Here is a 17,484-nt window from a genome sequence, read left to right as displayed (position 1 = left end):
CGGCCACCGGTCAGTGCAGGGCACGGCCGATGGGTCCCGCCACGCTCGCGTGGGCGAGGTACTCGGCGATGTTGTGCGCCTTGTCCTTGCCGTTGGCCACCTCCGGCTGCTCGACCCTGCCCCAGCGGCCGTCGCGCAGCGGACAGCCGATGGCGACCGCGTCCGCCGGGCACCAGGCGTTGAGCCACGTGCGTACGTTCCCCGGCCGGTGCGGACCGGCGGTAAGAAGCCGGTCGTTCACGGCGTCCATGCCCAGCGGGCTCCCCAGGGTCACCAGTACGGCCCGGTCGATCCCGGACGGCAGCCGGCTCATCAGATCGACGCCTACGACGGTGCCCAGGCTGTGCGTGACGAAGACCAGTTCGCCGCGGTCGGGCATGGTCGCGGACACGATGTCCAGCACTGCCTCCCGCACACGCGGCTCGCTGAGATACCTGGCCACGTCCCGGAAGACCGCGTCGATGGTCCGTTCGTCGAGATCCGATCTGGCCGCCACCCAGCCCAGCGCGCGCCGGAACGTACGGACCGCGCCGTCGAGGCCCTCCTCGGCCGCCATGGCGTCCTTCCTCTCGTAGTCGCCCTCGGGCATGCCGACCCTGGCCGCCGCGTCAAGGAGCATCTGCTCGTACGCCTTCGTCTCGGATCCCACGGAGTCCGGGGGCGACGGGACACCGCCGAGGGATTCCCTCGCGCCCATCAACTCGGCCATCAGATCGCCGTAGAACGGGCACCAGGCGTCGACCGGGTCGACCGAGCGCAGGCCCGCAGCCGCGAGGCCCTTGTTGAGGCCGCCGGTCCATTCTTGGCGGAGCGCCTCGGGGTCCTTGCCGTGCTGGCTCCTGCCGTGCAGGTACACCAGGTGACGGTGGCCGCCGAAGGCCCCGTCCCTGGCGCGCAAGCCGGTCGCGGCTCTGCGTTCGGCCGCGGTGAGGCCGGTGGGCCGTACGCTTTCGGGCTCCGCGGCCCCCTGTGGTTCGTGGCTGCCGAGCCCCGCCTCGGGACCCATCTCGGCGAGCAGAGCGCACTGCGTGGGCGTCGGTCGCGACGCCGCCACGTGCCGCAGGACGGAGCTGATGCGCACGCCCTCGTTGGCCACCCAGGAAAGGGCGGCCTCGCCGTCGCTGGGCTGCCACACCGCGCCGTCCTTGCGCAGCGGACGTCCGCTCGCGTCCGTATCCGGGACGCCCATGTGATGGAGGGCGACCACTTCCCACTGGTCGTTGAAGACCGGGGAGCCCGAGTTGCCCGGCTCCGTGTCCGTTCGGTAGTGCAGGAAGTCGTCCAGCCGTGTGATCAGCCTGTTGTCGCGCAGTGCGATCTCTTTCAGGCGGCCGTTGGGGTGGCCGATGACGTTCACCAGTTCGCCGACGACCAGCTTTCCGGTGCGGCCGCTGAGGCGGTTCCAGCCGAACACCTCACCGGGCGGTACGTCCCCGCCGACCGGGGTGAGCGCGACCAGGGCGTAGTCCAACGACTCGTGGGCGATGAACAGTTCGTCGGGAATGAGCTCCACCCGGACGATGTCGTCGGGGGCGTTGTCGATGCCGACTTGCGCGTCGAACTCGGCGAGGCAGGTCCGAGCGAAGTCGGCGCCCGGCAGCACATGGTGATTGGTCATCAGGAGCCGTGGGGACACCAGAAAACCCGTACCGAGCGGTAGTTCGCGACTGTCACGGCGCAGGGTGATCCGCGCGACCGTACGGGCCGCGCGGGCACCGCGGGGCAGGAAGTTCGCTGCCTGGAGGTCGTGGGCCAGGCCGATGATGCGCTCATGGGCCTGCGGGAGATCCAGGGGCTCGGCGTGGATGTGGGCGACGACAGCGGTGGTCGGAACGCCGCCACGGCTGAGGATGCGCTCGGCCCGGGCGGCCAGGGCCTGGGGAGTGTCGGGGAAGGGAACGCCCTTCGCCGTCCGCGCCTCGGCCTGCTCGCGTGCCTGCGCCGAATCGTGGTAGCGCCGGGCCGCGTCGGCGACTTGGCGGCGCTGTTCGACGCGGGACTGCTCGACTTCTGGCGTGTCTATCGTGGGCATGTCTTCCCACCTTCGTAAGGGGCGTTGGCAACGGCGCCGGGACTCCGGCGCCGTGCCTGCCGCCTGGATCACTTGGCCGCCTAGACCATGCCGACCCACGTGCAGGGGCCGTTGGGCGGGCAGCTCCAGCCGCGTGCGTCGCGGCCGGGCGAGGGGGCGGGGTCCGCCACGACGTGACCGGTCATGGACCTCGGCCCCGGCTCCTCCAGGAACTGGCCTGTGGTTCCTTCGGGTTGGTCAACGGGCTGATACGTCCCCGTCACCTGCAGATAGGGCTGATAGAGGTCCCACCTGCGCTCGATGGTCGCGCCCTGGATGGGCAGGTCGAGCCGAATGCCCGCAGCACCTGCGGCCTCGGCCCGGGTACGGGAGCGCTCGGCACGCTCCATGCCCTGAGCGGCACGTGGGGGTGCCGCTCCGCGTGGCGGCGGCGACTTCTTCCGGTTCTTCGGGTTGGGTTCCTTGTTCATCCTGATGTCCTTTCAGCCGCCGTCCCGGCGGTGGGCCGCCAGGCCGCGCCGCCGGGACACGGAACTCAGTCGAACAGGGAGCCGATCGCCGAGCCGGCCAGGCCGAGCAGGGGCAGGATGGGCAGGTTGGGCTCGACGCCGTCGGTGCCGTCCCGCCGCCCGTGGTCACCGGCGGAAGTCCGGTCGACAGCGGGCGTCTGGAATGGCGTCCGGAGGGCGGTGACCGGCCCGGGGCCAGGGCGCCGCAGTGTGATCTCTTCGTTCATGGCACTGTCCTTTCAGTGTTGTCCTGCCGGGTGGTCCTCGCCTACAGCACGGCGTCCAGGGCACCCCGAGCAGCCTTGCCGATGGAGTGCCACGGGATGTCGGAGAGGCTCCAGTCGGCCTCGACACCGTCGGCGTCGCTGCCGCGGCCGGCCGTGCCGACGGGGGTCCGGTCGATCGCGGGCGTCTGGTACGGCGTCCGCGGGGCGGTGGCCGGTGAGGGGGAGACCTCACGCCACTTGTCAGTCGCAGTCATGATGCTGTCCTTTTCGATCCGGATGCCGGTGAGTGGGGCGCGCGGCCCCGCTCACCGACGCGCAATGGCCCCTGTGTGAGGCCTCAGAGCAGGAAGTTTGCCGCCGTCTTCAGCAGGCCGCCGAAGTCGAAGTTGGCCTCGACTCCGCCCGAGTCGTCGCCGTCGGCGCCCCGGGTGACGGTGGGGTTGCGGTCGATCGCGGGAGTCTGGAACGGCGTCCGGAGTGCCGCGGGCCGGGTGGGCCTCTCCTCGCGGGTGAACGGCGTGTCGTTCATCGTTTTCTCCTCTCACCTGTGGGGTGGGCCGACGACAGATAGCCGCCGGTGGTCTGTCGTCGCTAGTCGCGTTGCAGGGCCCGGCACAGCTCGCGGCCGGAGCCGGTCAGGTCCCCACACATCGACTTGGCTGCTTCCGCGCCCCGGTCCTCGGCTCTGTCGGCCGGCGCCTCCCAGGGGTTGCGGTGAACCGCCGGGGTCTGGAGGGGAGCGTTGAGTTCGGGGCGAGTCGGGGTCTCGTACATGAGGTCTCCCTGGTCCGGTGTGTCGTAGAGCGGTCAGTAGCCGCCGATGAAGATGTGAGGCGGTGCGAGGCTGACCGGGAGCTCGTCGCTCACGTCGTAGGTGAACAGGACGGAGCGCTTCGCCCTTCGGTCGTTCTCCGGGTCGAAGAAGGTCATGACGACGTCTTGGCAGTCGGAACCGGGGCGGCAGAACGGGCTCTTGGAGACCTTGATGGTGTCCAGGGCGTACAGCGGTTCCTCTTCGGACCTGCCACGGCCCGGTACGTCCTTGGCCGCCATTCCTTCGGCCATTTCCCTACCGACGTCGAAGGCGTTGGTGCCGGCGAAGTTCAGCGCCCGGTCGGCGGAGCTCTGCCCGAGGTTGCGGAACTCCCAGTAGACCTTGTCGAGGAAGGTGCGGACCGACTTCTCCAGGTTTGCCGATTCCCCTTCGACCGACGGGGTGAGCTGCAGAGCCTGCATGACCGACTGGACGAAGACGTGCTCGTTCCAGGTGTAGAGACCGCGGCTCTTCACCTCGACCACAGGGACCACCTGGCCGGAGAACAGGCGTACTGTTCGCTCAGTCAGGACGCCCGGGATCGACACTCGCGAGACGTACGTTTCGCTCTTCCGGTCCTGGACCTGTCCGACGATGGCGTCCCGGAAGGTTCGGTAGACAGTGGACACCGGTGGGTACGACAGGGTGTCCACGATGTCCGCCAGTTGGTCCCTCTTGTCACTCGCGGCCGCGTTGGCGCTGTCTCGCACCGCGTCCGGCGTTGCACCGCGGTCCGTGATGATGGGCCGCGTCCAGTCCATCCCCACCGGCATCTCCGCCTCAAGCGCGTAGAGCGGTGTGGCGTCCATGTTCAGCGTCCAGGTGAGCTTGTCGCATGCCCACGGGTTCTTGGACAGGTAGGCGTGGAGCTGCCTGGGGTCGTAGACGTTCGGCTGGACCTCTTGCTCCGGGTGCTCGTCGGTGGCCGGCCTGAACTCGACCGGCATCTGCTGCCGGAAGCTGTCCCGGCGGGCCTCGGTCCGGTAGTCGAAGCCAATCGTGCCGATTGCGAAGATGAGCTGGCGTCCCTGACCACTCACGGGACCGCTCATGGTTGCCGCTGTCGCTCCCCTCGTACTCCCTCCGCAGGTGCCGCCGCAGTCGGAGCAGGAGGGACGTACGCCCTGCTCGACCGGGACGGGCGCAGGTGAGGCGGGCTGCGTCACCGGTGGTGCCGGAGGGACGTCGGCCGCGGGGACTGGCGGTGTCATCGGCTGGACGGCGGGCTGAACTCCGACCTGCGGCACCGCCTGCTGAAATGCCGGCGCCCCGACTTGTTGGGGCGCCTGCGGCATGGCCTGCTGAGATGCCGGCGCGGCCTGGGGGATGGCTGGGGCCGTCTGGGGAACCGACGGAGGAAGCGTGGGCGCCGGAGGCGGCTCGGCAGGCGGTGTGACCGTGGTGGCGGGAGGCGGGGCCGCGGCCGCGGACAGGCCCTCGGGCGTCTCCCCGGCGTGCGCGTGTACGGCGTTCGTGTCCATGGCGATGGCTCTTCCTTTCGGTTCGGCGTAGGTCGTCCGAGGCGTCGAGGGGCCGACGGTGATGCTGACGGGGTCGCCCCGCACCTCTTGGGGGACGACCGGGCCCCTCTCCCTGATGAGGTCGAAGGCGCGCGCGGCGGCGAGGTGGCCGCCGAGGAGTCGACGGCACTTGGGCGCGTCGTCCGGGGCGCACGGCGGGCGGCTCGCGGAGGTGAGAATGGCCCGGCCGGCGGCGAGCGGGTCCGGTTCACGCCCCTCGGCGATCTGCTGGGCCACGAGCAGTGCCGCGACCCCGGTGACCGCCGGGGTGGCGAAACTGCTGCCGGTCAGCGCGGCGACTCGGCCACCGGGAACCGCGCCCTCGATGTCCCGGCCGGGGGCGAGGACGCCGTTCGTCCGATAGGCGGGCCCCCAGTTGTTGATGTCCAGCGGCTCGCCGGCGGCGTCGGTCGCCCCGACGGCGAGCACGGACGGCGTGGCGGCAGGAGCCTGGAGGCAGTCGCAGCCGTCGTTGCCGACCGCCGCGACCACCAGCACCCCGTTCTCCGCGCACCGTCGAAGCGCCCGCTCCAGCATGGCCTCCGCCTTGCCGTCCGCACTGCGCTCGCCGCCGCTGATGTTGATGACGTGGGCCCCCGCCTCCACGGCCTGTTCGACCGCCCGGGCGAGGTCGAGCTGGGGCACCCGGGCCACACCGCCGTCCGGGGACTCCCGGAACACCGGGAGGACGAAACCGCGGCACCGCGGCAGAAGGCCTGCCACCGGAGATCCGGGCTGCCCGAACAGAAGGCTGGCCACGTGGGTGCCGTGCAACGACATAGGTCCGGAACCGGCGGCATCCGGCACCAGCGTGGCCAGCTGGGTGAGATCCGCTCCCGAGAAACACGGATGCGCAAAGTCGACGGGCCCGTCCAGCACGGCGACGCGGACCTCGGGCGTGCCCAGAAGCCCGGCTTGACCGGGAACCGCGCTGAGTACCGACCGGACGTCCATCCGCTCCTCCGTTCCGAGCGCTCGTGGTTCCTTGGGTTGCGAGTCAGGTTTCCCACAAAGATGTTCCGGGGATATTCGATGAAATATGCAAGATTTACAGATGAGGCATTTCTGGAGCGTTCACGGAGCGTTCATAATGCATTTCGGGTGCGCCGAGGAAATGTTTTTCGGGCGTTGGATCGGTGATTCTCGAAGCACCCTGTGCGGCGGGCACGCCTGGTCCGACGGGGTTACAGCGGTTGCAGCGGAAAAACGCGTCGAGCACAGTGTTAGCTGTGATGAACGCAATGCGTCTTCAAATCCTGGGCCCATTTGAATTAATCTGCGGCGGGCGTCCGGTCGCCGTCCCGGCGGGGGCTCAGCGTCTGCTCGCCCTGTTCGCCGTGCGCGGCGAAGGGATTCACAGACGCGCTGCCGCGGAGCAGCTCTGGCCGGAGTGCACCCCGCTGCGGGCCGCGGCCAACCTCAGGTCGGCCTTGTGCCAGAGCCGCAAGCTCGGCCCGAAGACCGTCGTGGTCAGCGAAGGCCACCGTCTTGCGCTGTCGCCGTGCATCTCCGTGGACCACTGGGAAGTCTGCGGGGCCGCCCGCCAGCTCCTGGAGCCCGAGGAAGGGCTGCAGGCCACGCCTGCCGATCTCGACCGGCTCGTCGAGGAACTCAGCCGGCCGCTGCTGCTCGGGTGGGACGACGAGTGGCTGATACTCGAACGCGAACGATGGGACCATATGCGTCTGTACGCGCTGGAGGCCCTGGCACAGCAATTCCTCGCCCTCGACAGGTTCCTGGCGGCGCACCAGGCGGCCCTCGCCGCCACGTCCGTCGACCCCTACCGCGAGACCGCCCACCGTATCGCCATCGAAGTGCACGCGGCAGAGGGCAATGTCGCCTGTGCGGTCAAGCACTACCTGGAATACCGCAGACTTCTGCAACGGGAACTGAGGGTCTCGCCGTCCCAGCGGATGGCCGAGCTGATCCGGGAACTGACGACCGCCTAGCGATGGAATGGGTCGCGGCCTGGGACCCACCACCGCGCACGACCGGCGAGTTGCTGGTACGCATGCCCGGACGCGACGGGCTGTCGGCCGACAGCGCTTCTCGGATTCTCGTATGCGCCTTCCCCGAAGTCCGCCAAGAGGTCAGGAGCAGGCGCGCGCGACCGCACTGCCGAACGGTTAACCCGAACCCTCGCCGAGCAGTTGGGCATCGGGTCCGCTATACATCTTCCGCCATGTCCGTGTCACGAGCTCCAGGGACACTCGCGCGCCACAGGGCTCCGACTTGGGCCTGCGGGCCCGCCCTGGACCAGCTGGGCGCCCAGACGGCTTCTACGACACGTGCCCTGGTATCGCGGCCCACTCGCTAGCTGTATTGATCACGAGCGTTGTTGACCGTTCACGGCAGGCGACTGCTGATCGAGCGGGTCCGCTCCGGTCCGGCTGTAGCACATGTCGCCGCGGAGATGGGCATCTCCCGTCCCACGGCCCACAAGTGGCTACGCCGCTGGTAAAAGGGCGCCTGAACAGGTCTTTCACCCAGTCGGGCGCCTCGCGCCAAGCCCCTTCGACCGTTCCGGAATGGACGGCCGTCCGGCGCGCTCCAGTGCTGTCAGTGCCCGTTGATAGCGTGCTTCGTCCAGTCGTGGAGTTCATGAAGGGGCGGGGTACGTGCGCAATGTGACATGCCATCAGGTCGGTGAGCAGCGGTTGGCCGAGGCTCTCGACGACATCGACGGGCGGGCCTTCACGCGGTGGCACTCGCTGCGGTACGGCAGCATCTCGCCGTCGCTGATCCGGGCCATGGCTGACGAACTGCTCGACCATGTCGCCGCGCGAACGGTGACGGAGCCGGGGCTCGACGCTGCGGCCGGCACGGTCGCCGTCACCGCCGCGGAGTGCGTGCACGGAGTGCTGAGCATCATGTGCTTCCCCGAGGGGGATCAGGAACTCCGCTTCCCCCTCGTCGGGGAGCGGATCAGCACGGACCCGGACGACGACGAGTTCGGGGACGGGCCCATCACCTTCCGGGACGTGGTCAAGGAGGCGCCCACCGCGCGGACGTGGCTCGACATGTTCGAGATGTGTGTCGTCAGCGGGCATGTGTGGGACTGGGAGCGGGTCACCGGGCTGCTGCTGCGCGAGGACTACGCGCCCGCCATCCGTGACGGCGTGCCCTACAACCGGTACACCTCCGTCTCCGACCCCGCCGACCTCGCCGCCATGGACGCCCTGTGCCTCTATCTCACCGAGGCGGCCGGGCATCTGCCCCGCGACTGGCCTACGGTTCCGCTGCGCAAGCCGGACGCCGGGGAGCGCACGGAGGCCGCCCGGCGGCTCGACGAGGTCGGCGACGGGCTGAGCGCGGACCAGCGGCTGCTCCGCGTACTCCTCGACGACGACCAGCACGCCTTCGAGGACGCCCTCGTCGCCCGGCTGGTCGCGTACCGGGAGGGCGTCGAGGCCGATGCCGGTGATCCCGCACCCCGGTCCCTCCTCCCCCTCGGCACCCTGGCCCTGGCCTGCCTCGCCGTCCAGGTCCATGGGTGGGAACTCGGTGTCCGGTCCGGGTATCTGCCGTACGGTCTGCTGGGATCGCCGGACGCGCCGCGCCGGGCGGCGGAGGGGAACCGGAACAATTTGGGCTGCTGGGCAGCCGCCGAGTAGGCCACCCGGGATCCGAAAGACACGGCCTGGCTCGGCGTTGGCGTCGGGGCCGACCCGGCGGTCACATCTCCCTGTACGCCGGGGCGCCAGGCCATATCCCGCGCACAGCGGCAGGAGGCCGTTTCATCAGCCGAAGCCGCGGAGCGAGGTGAGGACGTACCCCAGCAGGACGAGGCAAGAACTGCCGACGGCGACGATCACCTGTGGAACGCTCGGCTGCATCCCCAGCATCATGGGGCTCCAACCCCAGAACACCAGCGTGGCCAGAGCGGTGCGCACGGTCTGGAAGGGCGCCGACCAGGCCACCTCCTGGAGGTCGTCGGCGTCGGGCAACAGGGTGAACAGCGAGGTCAGAGCCACACCGATGAGCGCGACGACGATGAAGGCGATCAGCGAGCCCGCGCCCGACTCGTCGTCCTGAAAGGCGTTCCAGCGGTTCTCGGCGAGCGTGGCCAAGTCCTTGCTCTCGTTGATGTAGCCGCCGAGACCGGGGTCCGACCGAGCCCACAGAACATCGACCTCGGCGCCTTCGCCGGGCTTCTCGTACGTGTAAGCCCCTCGCACGGCCAGCCGCTGCGCACCGCCGGGCACGGAGACCAGGAGACGGGACACGTATCCCTTCACGACCCCGTCGCTCAACTCCTGTCGTGTCGACTGCCGTTCCACGACCGTCGCGGTGCTCACCGTCGCGCCGGCATCACGCAGGTCGTCGAGTTCGCCGCCCGCGTTGGAGGAGGTCAGGAGGACGACGGCGAACAAGGCGGAGGAGAACGCGGCGATGGCCCAGAGAGCGCCGGTGCGAAGCTTGACCCAGAGCTCGTCCGTGAACTCGTCGGCCTTGGGCGCGCCGCGCAGCACCCACAGCGCCACCACCCGCACCACCGCACACCCCATCGCGACGGCACCCCACACGAAGGGTTCGCGCCAGGGCCGGGCCATGGCTGTGGCGCCCAGCAGCCACATGCAGGCGACAGCGGCCGCGACCCACGCCGCGAGCGAGCACAGCCGTACGAGCCATATGAGCGTCGAACGCACAGATCCTCCCGATGACACGTGAAGCGACCTGACTACAGCGCGCGCATCGGCGTGCCCAGGTACACGACCAAGTGAGCAGCCCCCTGCGGACCCCCAGATCATCATCTGATCGGACCAGGGCCGGTGTCCGGTACACCAGGCGCGCCACATCGCTCGGATCTGGTGCGAGTGCTCCTCGTCGGCGAGGGCCCAGCCCCCCCCAGGCCGAGGGGCCCTCAGCTACGCAGCAGCCCGTCTTCTTCCCCGGGTCCCCCGCCGCCCCAGCCCTTGCTTCATCTATCGAAATTCGATAGATTCCCATCGTGACTCGATGGGAGGTTCGGCCGTGGGAAAGCTGACAGTGAGTGCGCTGCGCGCCGTGCTCGCGGTGGTGCTCGCCGGTACCGTGTTCGTACAGGCATTGATGGTGTGGGCATTGGTCAGCGGGAACGACCCGGAGGACGGGTCGCTCCCCCTGACCCCTCTGCGCGTGATCACCATCCTGGGCATGGTGTCGGTCCAGGTCGCCCTGGTCTGCGTATGGCGGCTGGTGACGATGGTGCGGCGCCGAACCGTGTTCTCCCACGCCGCCTTCCGGTACGTGGACCTCGTGATCGGCGCGATCGTGACGGCTGCCCTCGTGTGGTTCGCGGTCACGATCCTCAATGCGCCGGGCCAGCGTGACGACCCGGGCGTCACCGTCATCATGGGCGGGGTGGGCGTGGCCATCCTCGGGGTCGCGCTCATCGTGCTCGTGCTGCGGATGCTGCTCGCCCAGGCCGTCGCGCGCGACGCCGAAGCGGCGCAGATGCGGGACGAGCTGGACGAGGTGATCTGACGTCGATCGGGATCGCCAATCGGCAGGAGTTCCCGGGAAAGACTCAGCTCCGTGTGCTCCGGCGATGCCCTTGTCAGCTCCCGAACGCTTCACCATGGCCCCGTACTCGGCGAAGAAGCTGGGCGTCTTCCAGGGCCTGAAGTCGGGTTGCCTTGAGGCATGTGCGCCCCAGGCAACCCGACGCAGCCACGGTACGAGCGTTACCGCTCGCGGGGCCCCTGGCCGTCACATGTCGACGGCGAGCCCTGTGGGCGGGCTGTCACGGCGCCATCTCGTACGCCCCGGACAGTGCCTCCACACGCTCCCAGACCCGCCCCGAACGCGCTTCGTCGACGACGGGACGCCGGACCGCACCGAGTGCCCAGCGCTGCTGATCCACCGTGGCGGAGTCCTTGCCGTGCAGTTCGACGGCGAAGGAGGAGAAGTCGCGGACGAGGACGGAGAACAGCTCGTCGAGCACATCCTCGTCCAGGTCCGTCAGGCGGGCCTGCTCCAGGATGAGCTGGCCGTGCACCACCAGGGCGAACAGTTGGCCGACGGCGAGCAGAAGGTCGAGGTCGCGGCTCTGCTCCTCGTCGGGGGCCGCGGTGGTGACGAACTCGCACAGGGCGTCGGCCTGCTCGCGGAAGCGGGCGACGTTCGGCACCTCGGCGTATGCGTCGTAGGCGGGGCGCCAGTCGTGGAAGCGTACGGAGCCGAGGCCGCGGGCGGGACCCTGTTCGAAGAGGAAGGTGTCGTCGGCCGCGTCGAGGCGGGTCGGTACGGGCGCGAACTCGGCGGGGTTCAGGAGGTGGTTGCGCATGAACTTGAGGATCAGCGCGAGGTTGACGTGGACCGTGCCCTCGAGCTTGGGCAGTCCCCGGATCTCGACGGCGGCCTGGGCGAAGTAGGTGTCCTTCTCGAAGCCCTTGGCGGCGATCACGTCCCACATCAGGTCGATGACCTTCTCGCCCTCCGTGGTCACCTTCATCTTCGTCATCGGGTTGAAGAGCAGGTAGCGGCGGTCGTCCGGCGAGGCGGAGCGGAAGTAGTCGACGGCGCGGTCGCTGAAGAGCTTCATGCCGACGAGGCGGACGTACGCGTCGGCCAACTCGCGGCGCACGTGCGGGAAGGCGGTGACGGGGCGGCCGTACAGGATGCGGTTCTGCGCGTGGGTGACCGCCTCGTACATCGCGTGCTCGCAGATGCCGATCGAGGCGGTGCAGAGGTTGAACTTGCCGACGTTGACGGTGTTGAGGGCGGCGTCGAAGGCGGCGCGGCCCGTGTGCAGGACGTCGTCCGGGCCCACCGGGTAGTCCTCGAGGCGGAATTCGCTGACGTACTTCGAGGAGTCGACGACGTTCTTCACGAGGTGGTACGCCGAGTGGCGGCTGTCGGCGGCGAAGAAGACGTAGCCGTCGGGGCCCTCGATGTCGGTGCGACGGCCGAAGACCGAGACGAGCCCGGCGGCGTTGCCGTTGCCGATGTAGTACTTGGAGCCCGTCGCCGTGAAGCCGCCGTTGCCGTCCGGCGTCAGCAGCATGTCGGTGGAGTAGATGTCGGCGCCATGGGTCTTCTCGGAGAGACCGAAGGCGAACACCTCGCCCTGGGTGAGGAGTTCCGCGGCGCGGGTGCGAGCCGCCGCGTTGTCGCTCTGCCAGACCGGTCCGAGACCGAGGATGGTCACCTGCCACGCGTACCAGTAGTCGAGACCGTAGAAGCCGAAGATCTCGTTGAGGGCGGCGATCCGGGCCGTGTCCCAGCGCTGGTCCTTGTCGCCGGCGGCGGACGCCGGGATGAGGAAGGTGGCGAACAGCCCTTCCTTGGCGGCGAACGCGAGGAAGTCGGCCAGCCAGGCGCGGGAACGGTAGTCCTCGATCAGCCGGCGCTTGCCGCGGTCCTCGAACCAGTCGACGGTGGCACGCAGCAACCTGCGGGTCTCGGCGTCGAACTGCGCCGGGTCGTACGTACGGGGGTTGAAGAGGAGGGGGTCGGCCATGAAGGTCCGCCTTCCGAGGGTTGAGGGTTGAGCGTGCGGGTCTGAAGGGCGCGGGGTCCGGGCGGCGTTGGCCGACCCGGTCAGGCGGGCGCGTGTGGCATGCCGAGCCGGCCGAGGGTGGCGAGTACGTCGTCGAGCCAGGCGATCGTCATCCGCTCGTACGCGATGCCGCCGCGCAGCACGACATGCTGCAGTTCCTGACCGGCGTCGAGCGGGGTGGGGGCTTCCGGGCCGGTGAAGTCGCGCAGTTCCCCGGTCACATAGTGCGCGAGCCGGTCGCTGTGCACCTGGCGGTGTCGTTCGACCTCACGGATCAGCACGGACGGGTCGTCGAAGGCCGCGCCTCGGATCTTCACTGCGAGTTCGTGCCGGATGCTCTCGGGTTCGATCGGTTCGTGCAGCCATTGAGAGAGGGCGGCGCGGCCGGGGCCTACGACGGAGTACTCCTTCTTGTCCGGTCGGCTCTGCTGCGACAGCGCACGGACGGCGAGCAGGCCCTCGCCCTCCATGCGCTTGAGAACGCGGTAGATCTGCTGGTGCGTGGCGGTCCAGAAGTATCCGATGGACCGCTCGAACCGCCGGGCCAGCTCATAGCCGGAGCCCGGCTTCTCCAGCAGGGAGACGAGGATCGCGTGCTCGAGAGCCATGCCCAGATCCTTCTATGCAACTCGTTGCATAGCCAAGGGGCGCTGCCCAGGTGAGACAGGGCTCACGCGGGGCGGCGGTGGATAGCTCTCACCCTGCCGTTTCCGCCTCTTGCCCACCCCCGACCGAGACGACCTCTAAGCCTTGGCCGGTGCGGCCGACCTGGCGGCCTGCTCGATCTTCGCGCAGTAGGCCGCACGGGCTTGTTCGTCGATCCCCGTCTCGTATTCGGCGCGCATCCCGGTCCGGCCGTCGAGGCCCTCGCGCAGGATGTCGGCGTGCCCGGTATGCCGGATGGACTCGCCGAGGACATGGACCAGGACGGCGAACAGGTTCGTGTTGAGATAAGGCTCCGGCCACCAGGGCACGTGGCCGGGGGCGTCGAGGGGAAGCGCGTTGATCGTCGCGTCCGAGTGCTCCCAGGTGCGCCGGTAGAACCCGATGATCTGATCGCGGGTCTCGCCCTCGGTCGCCCACAGGTCGCTGCCGTCGTGGTCCTGCCACCGGGGCAGCGGTTCCGGGGAAGGGCGGTCGAAGACCTCGCCGAAGTACCTGGCCTCGACGGTGGCCACGTGTTTGACCAGGCCGAGGAGGTTGGTCCCGGTCGCTGTCAAAGGCCGGCGGGCGTCGTATTCGGACAAGCCGTCGAGTTTCCAGAGCAGCGCCTCGCGGTCCCGCCGTAATCTCCCGTGCAGGTTGTCCTTCGCGAATTCATCGATCATGCGGCATGAGCCTGCCATGGGCCGCTCGTGGCCTCAAGATCCCGTACGTGGTACGCAGCGACCGGCGGAGCCGAGCTGTGGCTGACCGACAATGGCGTCGAGGGGAATGAGCATGGGCAACTGGGTCGTGATCGCGGAGTACTACAGCGACACGTACAGGACCGAGTTCATCTGTCGCGGGCAGGAAACGAAGGACCAGGCGCTGAACGCACTCCGTGCCGCACTCCACACGTATCTGCCGAGCAAGAACATCGTCGAGAAGCGGCGCCGCGTGTATCGCTTCGCCGACCAGGAGTCATACCTGGTGGTGATCAAAGGCAGGCTGACAGAGTGGGAGTGCACCCTGCGCATCGCGGAGCTGATCTCGGACTCGAACGACCCGGCCGTGGCCGAGCGGGCACAACCGGACGACGACGCGGCGGAGCCGGCCGACGGGCGGCAGGACCGGATCCCGCCCGGCTACTGAGCGGCGAACCCTGACGCTGTCCAGCGGTCTGGTTGCCCTGTGGACGCCTTCCTGCGGCGTGCCGCCGGACAGGGAACCGAGGTCCGGCCGGGCCGAGGGCGAACGGATACAGTTCGCGCGACGGCAGCTTGGTCAGAGAGGGAGAGCGTGGCCGACACCAGCAACACCCGACCCGCCGACAGCGAAGCGCGAGCACCGCGGCGGAGCCGACTGCAGCGCCTGATGCGCTACCTCCCCCTGATCGCCCCCGTCCTGCTGTGGGCCGTGCCCTGCGGGGTGCTCCTGTACGCAGGCCAGCACTGGCCGCTGCCCGTCACGCTGGTCGGCACCGCCCTGTTCGCCCTCGGCCTGGTCGGTATGCCGCTCGCGATGGCGCGTGGCCACGGCCGGCGCCAGCAGGACCGGGCGGCGATCGTCGGTGACACCCTGCTGGGCACGAGCTGGGTTCTGTTCACCTGGTCCGTTCTGCTCGGCGTCTTCCTGCGGCTCGCCTTGGCCGTGGCCGGCGTCGGCGAGGGTCAGGACCGGGCCCGCATCGTCACTTGGGCCGTCCTCGGCGTCACCGCTGTACTGCTCGCCTGGGGGTACGCCGAGGCCCGCCGCGTGCCACGCGTGCGCCGACTCGACGTGCAACTGCCACGGCTGGGTGCCGGGTTGGACGGCACCCGCGTCGTCCTCATCACCGACACGCACTACGGCCCACTCGATCGCGCCCGCTGGTCGGCCCGGGTGTGCGAGACCGTGAACACCCTGGAAGCCGACCTGGTCTGCCACACCGGCGACATCGCGGACGGCACGGCCGAACGCCGCCGCGCCCAGGCCGCCCCGCTCGGCACCGTGCGGGCCACCCGGGCCCGCGTCTACGTCACCGGCAACCACGAGTACTACAGCGAGGCCCAGGGCTGGGTCGACCTGATGGACGAGCTGGGCTGGGAGCCGCTGCGCAACCGCCATCTGCTGCTCGAACGCGGAGGCGACACCCTCGTGGTCGCGGGCGTGGACGACGTCACCGCCGAGTCCTCCGGCCTGGCAGGCCACGGCGCCCACCTCGACGGAGCCCTGAACGGCGCCGACCCCGACCACCCCGTCCTGCTCCTGGCCCACCAGCCCAAGTTCATCGACCGGGCAGCGGCCGTCGGTATCGACCTCCAGCTCTCCGGCCACACCCACGGCGGCCAGATCTGGCCCTTCCACCACCTGGTCCGCATCGACCAGCCCGCCCTCGCCGGCCTCAGCCACCACGGCCCCCGCACCCTCCTCTACACCAGCCGCGGCACCGGCTTCTGGGGCCCGCCCTTCCGCGTCTTCGCCCCCAGCGAGATCACCCTGCTCGTGCTCCGCTCCCCGCAGCTGCCCACCTCGTCGTAGCGCTGGGCGGGCCGACATATCCGCTGGGAGCAGTCCACAAGCCGAGGGGTGCGACGTCGACAGCTGACCAGGCCCGCACTCGACGACTTGGGCCACGGACCGCGACATGATCAAAATCGAATGCCGCATTCGTGCACGTGAGCGGCTCCGGTGAATGTCGAACTACCTAGAGCGGCAATAGATTCGCATAGCAACACCATTCGGACCATACTGGACTATGGGCTTCCGTTGGTGACACGCTCGCGCTTCGAGCCGAGCGGCCCATTCATCGGCATAGCGGTCGGGGGACTCTTTCGAATGTGATGCGAAAGGACCTGCCATGGAACTCGAATCTCTCCCGGATGACGTCGTCGCGGCGATCGAAGTACGGGATCATTGGAGGCGTGCCTCGGCCGGCGGTGGCCTGGAGTTCCTTGTCACCGACATCGCGCGATGGACGCCCGGCTCGACCGTGCGAGTCGCGTTTCTCGACGGAGACGAACAACTGCACGCGGATATCGCAGGAGCGACGTCACAGATCACCGACGCCTGCAACCTTGAACTCGACTTCGGCCATGACGAGGCGACAGGAACGTTCCGGCGATGGACCACGGCCGACACCGCCTTCGCCGCCGAGATCCGAGTCAGCTTCGACATGGGCGGCTACTTCTCCCTGGTCGGCACGGACAGCACTGATCGCACCATCGGCTCGACAGGTGGCCCAGTGGGGGGCAATCCCGGCCAGCGCAGCCTGAACCTCGGGCGCTACGCGGTGAACAGGCCGGCCCAGTGGGAGGGCACCGTGCGCCATGAGTTCCTGCACGCACTGGGATTCCACCACTCCCACCAGAACATGCGTGGCACCTGCGAGGACGAGTTCCGTTGGGACGATGAGGCCGGATATGTTCCCACACAGGATGGAGACGGTGTTTTCGTGGCGGACGCTCAAGGCCGACGCCCCGGCATCTACACCTACCTCGCGGGGGAGCCGAACCGATGGCCTCGTGCGAAGGTGGATCACAACCTTCGCACCGAGGACGACCCGGATGTCGTCGCCGGGCCTTTCGACTCACAGTCCGTGATGCTGTACCGGTTCCCGGCGTTCTTCTACAAGTCCAACCCGAGCAGTTGCGCGCCGGCCGGTACTGGACAGAACCTGTCGGACGGCGACAAGCGCGGGCTCAACCTGTTGTACCCGCACACCGCAGCGGAGTTGGCGGACCTCCAGTCCCGGGCCGACGCGGTCCTGCAGTCGATCGGGACCGGCACGGACGGGCTTCCCGGTACGGACGGGGACAACCTGGTGGGGGCGTATCGCAGCCGGGTCGATGCGCTGGTCACCGCACAGGCTGCGGGCGCCGACTGAACCGAGCAGGGAACGCCTCTCCAGTGCCACCACATACTCAACCGCCCGACGAAATCAGCGGGCTTGAGACCCGCCCCAAGCCCGCCGACCCGGCCCCATGGGAGCGACTGGGCACAAGATACTGCGGGTCGGGGGCGTCGCCTTCTGCCCCGACGGCCACAGCCACGCGTCGGCACCGCACTTCGACCGCTCTTCCGGGTCACGGCAAGAGTTTGCGTCCATCCACCGCCGTAGCGCGGATGAGTCGCTGGTCAATCGGCTGCCAATCGCCCGTGAGCGTGTCTGCGAGCAGCGGGTGTGACGGCACAGGCCCCGGGCCTCCGAAGAGATCCGGGGCCTTGCCACGGCAGTGTCCGCCGAGGAAATCTCTGCTGCTCCCTCACCGCGCTCAT

General features: G+C 69.1%; 17 protein-coding genes and 1 pseudogene. 7 read left to right on the top strand and 11 right to left on the bottom strand.

Translation table 11 applies throughout. The features are described 5' to 3' along the window. Window positions 1-10 precede the first annotated feature (10 nt). The 7 genes from KJK29_RS34810 to KJK29_RS34780 all read right to left on the bottom strand — a co-directional run bounded on the left by KJK29_RS34810 (window position 11) and on the right by KJK29_RS34780 (window position 6,056). Window positions 11-2,032 carry a S1 family peptidase gene (locus KJK29_RS34810; RefSeq protein ID WP_215123159.1) on the bottom strand — a complete coding sequence of 674 codons (2,022 nt, stop codon included), beginning with the start codon at window positions 2,030-2,032 and terminating at the stop codon, window positions 11-13. Window positions 2,033-2,112: 80 nt separating this feature from the next. Then, a complete protein-coding gene (locus KJK29_RS34805) occupies window positions 2,113-2,502 on the bottom strand; it encodes a hypothetical protein (RefSeq protein WP_215123158.1) in 390 nt (129 codons plus the stop codon). Window positions 2,503-2,567: 65 nt separating this feature from the next. Further along, the gene (locus KJK29_RS34800; RefSeq protein WP_215123157.1) at window positions 2,568-2,768 is read right to left on the bottom strand and encodes a hypothetical protein; all 201 of its coding nucleotides are present in this window, start codon (window positions 2,766-2,768) and stop codon (window positions 2,568-2,570) included. 41 nt (window positions 2,769-2,809) lie between these two features. Next, window positions 2,810-3,022: a hypothetical protein gene (locus KJK29_RS34795; RefSeq protein ID WP_215123156.1), complete on the bottom strand. Its 213-nt coding sequence runs from the start codon at window positions 3,020-3,022 to the stop codon at window positions 2,810-2,812. Between the two features lie 83 nt (window positions 3,023-3,105). Beyond that, complete coding sequence (locus KJK29_RS34790; RefSeq protein WP_215123155.1) at window positions 3,106-3,297, bottom strand: hypothetical protein; 192 nt, start codon at window positions 3,295-3,297, stop codon at window positions 3,106-3,108. A gap of 62 nt (window positions 3,298-3,359) precedes the next feature. Then, complete coding sequence (locus KJK29_RS34785; protein WP_215123154.1) at window positions 3,360-3,542, bottom strand: hypothetical protein; 183 nt, start codon at window positions 3,540-3,542, stop codon at window positions 3,360-3,362. 33 nt (window positions 3,543-3,575) lie between these two features. Continuing rightward, complete coding sequence (locus KJK29_RS34780; RefSeq protein WP_251058009.1) at window positions 3,576-6,056, bottom strand: cyanobactin maturation protease PatG family protein; 2,481 nt, start codon at window positions 6,054-6,056, stop codon at window positions 3,576-3,578. A gap of 287 nt (window positions 6,057-6,343) precedes the next feature. On the opposite strand from KJK29_RS34780, the gene KJK29_RS34775 reads away from it, so the two are divergent. From KJK29_RS34775 to KJK29_RS34765, 3 genes and pseudogenes are all read left to right on the top strand, one after another. Further along, window positions 6,344-7,051: an AfsR/SARP family transcriptional regulator gene (locus KJK29_RS34775; RefSeq protein ID WP_215123152.1), complete on the top strand. Its 708-nt coding sequence runs from the start codon at window positions 6,344-6,346 to the stop codon at window positions 7,049-7,051. A 386-nt stretch (window positions 7,052-7,437) separates the two neighbouring features. Further along, window positions 7,438-7,560 (top strand): annotated as a pseudogene (locus KJK29_RS34770) (helix-turn-helix domain-containing protein); the annotation flags it as partial. A gap of 160 nt (window positions 7,561-7,720) precedes the next feature. Continuing rightward, on the top strand, window positions 7,721-8,716 hold the full coding sequence (locus KJK29_RS34765; protein WP_215123151.1) for an immunity 49 family protein: 996 nt from the start codon (window positions 7,721-7,723) through the stop codon (window positions 8,714-8,716). Between the two features lie 126 nt (window positions 8,717-8,842). On the opposite strand, the gene KJK29_RS34760 is transcribed toward KJK29_RS34765, so the two are convergent. Then, a complete protein-coding gene (locus KJK29_RS34760; protein WP_215123150.1) occupies window positions 8,843-9,751 on the bottom strand; it encodes a hypothetical protein in 909 nt (302 codons plus the stop codon). A gap of 325 nt (window positions 9,752-10,076) precedes the next feature. Here KJK29_RS34760 and KJK29_RS34755 point away from each other — a divergent pair, with 325 nt between their 5' ends. After that, window positions 10,077-10,568, top strand: coding sequence for a DUF2975 domain-containing protein (locus KJK29_RS34755; RefSeq protein ID WP_215123149.1), 492 nt, complete (start codon window positions 10,077-10,079; stop codon window positions 10,566-10,568). Between the two features lie 259 nt (window positions 10,569-10,827). On the opposite strand, the gene KJK29_RS34750 is transcribed toward KJK29_RS34755, so the two are convergent. The 3 genes from KJK29_RS34750 to KJK29_RS34740 form a co-directional block, all read right to left on the bottom strand. Next, window positions 10,828-12,546, bottom strand: coding sequence for an acyl-CoA dehydrogenase family protein (locus KJK29_RS34750; RefSeq protein WP_215123148.1), 1,719 nt, complete (start codon window positions 12,544-12,546; stop codon window positions 10,828-10,830). An 80-nt stretch (window positions 12,547-12,626) separates the two neighbouring features. Continuing rightward, complete coding sequence (locus KJK29_RS34745) at window positions 12,627-13,193, bottom strand: PadR family transcriptional regulator (RefSeq protein WP_215123147.1); 567 nt, start codon at window positions 13,191-13,193, stop codon at window positions 12,627-12,629. A gap of 135 nt (window positions 13,194-13,328) precedes the next feature. Further along, window positions 13,329-13,913 carry a DinB family protein gene (locus KJK29_RS34740; RefSeq protein ID WP_215123146.1) on the bottom strand — a complete coding sequence of 195 codons (585 nt, stop codon included), beginning with the start codon at window positions 13,911-13,913 and terminating at the stop codon, window positions 13,329-13,331. Between the two features lie 112 nt (window positions 13,914-14,025). Here KJK29_RS34740 and KJK29_RS34735 point away from each other — a divergent pair, with 112 nt between their 5' ends. The 3 genes from KJK29_RS34735 (at window position 14,026) to KJK29_RS34725 (ending at window position 17,092) form a co-directional block, all read left to right on the top strand. After that, window positions 14,026-14,379, top strand: a complete 354-nt coding sequence (locus tag KJK29_RS34735) for a hypothetical protein (protein ID WP_215123145.1) — start codon at window positions 14,026-14,028, stop codon at window positions 14,377-14,379. Window positions 14,380-14,526: 147 nt separating this feature from the next. Further along, window positions 14,527-15,747 carry a metallophosphoesterase gene (locus KJK29_RS34730; RefSeq protein ID WP_215123144.1) on the top strand — a complete coding sequence of 407 codons (1,221 nt, stop codon included), beginning with the start codon at window positions 14,527-14,529 and terminating at the stop codon, window positions 15,745-15,747. A 319-nt stretch (window positions 15,748-16,066) separates the two neighbouring features. After that, complete coding sequence (locus KJK29_RS34725) at window positions 16,067-17,092, top strand: zinc metalloprotease (protein WP_215123143.1); 1,026 nt, start codon at window positions 16,067-16,069, stop codon at window positions 17,090-17,092. Window positions 17,093-17,484 lie beyond the last annotated feature (392 nt).

Origin of the sequence: Streptomyces koelreuteriae, assembly GCF_018604545.1 — a bacterium.
Taxonomy (GTDB): Bacteria; Actinomycetota; Actinomycetes; order Streptomycetales; family Streptomycetaceae; genus Streptomyces; species Streptomyces koelreuteriae.
The sequence above is the reverse complement of the archived record's forward strand: the minus strand, read 5'-3'. Positions and strand labels throughout refer to the sequence as shown.